We start from the raw sequence: 1,072 nt of genomic DNA, 5'->3' as shown, positions 1-1,072 counted from the left end.
GTAGGGGCGATTAATGTATCGCCATATACGAATGGGACGCCGGTGCCGATTAATTACACGGCGGCGACGGACAATTTGAGTGGAGTGACTACCTATCGGATGTATTACAAGTTAGGAGCCGGTGGCACCTGGACGGATATGGGGATTAATTTAGACCCCAGTGGTGGCACAGTGAATTTTAATGTTCCTGGCAATCAGGAAGGGACCTATTATTTAGGCTTGCGAGCGATAGATGCTGCCAATAACGATACGGGTGCTCCTATCGGTAACGGTCTGACGAGTTTTGTGTTTGATGTAACGCGTCCTGTAAACTTGACGAGTGTGACGATAACCCCTGCTTATGTGAACAATGCGGGATTACCGGTGCAGGTGAGTTATACGGGAGCCGCCGATGCTCTATCCGGTCTGGATTTTGTTCGGTTATGGTATCGGAAAGGTCTGGCTGGCGTGTGGACCGATACAGGTTTGACGCTGTCGACCTCCAACGGTACCTTTAACTTTAACCCGCCGGCGGGTGAAGGTTTGTATTATTTATTAGTGCAGCCGGTAGACCGAGCAGGCAATGGTCGGTATGTAAGTGGTAATGGCGACGGGACGACGGTGTATGACAACACGTCGCCGGTAGTAGGCACAGTGAACACTCCGGATTATGCAAGTGGAGCAGGGGTATCGGTAGGCTATACAGCGGCGAGTGATGGTAGTGAAGGTAGTGGCGTTCAAAGTTATCGGTTATGGTATAAGTTAGAGAGTGGTAGTTGGACGGAATATAACGTAGCGTTGAATGCAGCAGGGGGGAATATTACTTTTGCACCGCCGGGCGGAACCAACGGACGGTATTACTTTGATTTGCGTGCCTGTGATGCGGCGGGCAATTGCAGTGCCATGCCAAGTGGTAATGGACAGGACAATACGCTGTTTGATACCGCTCCGCCGACAAACGGTACAGCGAGTTCACCCGCATATAGCAAATGGCCTGTGCTCGTGAATTACAGTGGAGCATCCGATGCGTTATCGGGATTAGACTTTGTGCGGTTGTATTACAAGCGAGGAACGGGGACATGGACGGCAACGG

At 51.1% G+C, this 1,072-nt stretch carries 1 protein-coding gene; it reads left to right on the top strand.

Translation table 11 applies throughout. The features are described 5' to 3' along the window. Positions 1 to 537: 537 nt before the first annotated feature. Positions 538 to 1,072, top strand: a 535-nt coding sequence (locus PLA12_13090) for a hypothetical protein (GenBank protein ID HOQ33427.1), incomplete at its 3' end; no start/stop codon positions are given.

The organism is Candidatus Hydrogenedens sp., assembly GCA_035378955.1.
In the GTDB taxonomy this organism is placed as follows: Bacteria; Hydrogenedentota; Hydrogenedentia; order Hydrogenedentales; family Hydrogenedentaceae; genus Hydrogenedens.
Note: the sequence above shows the minus strand (reverse complement) of the source record. Positions and strands in the feature narration are given on the sequence as shown.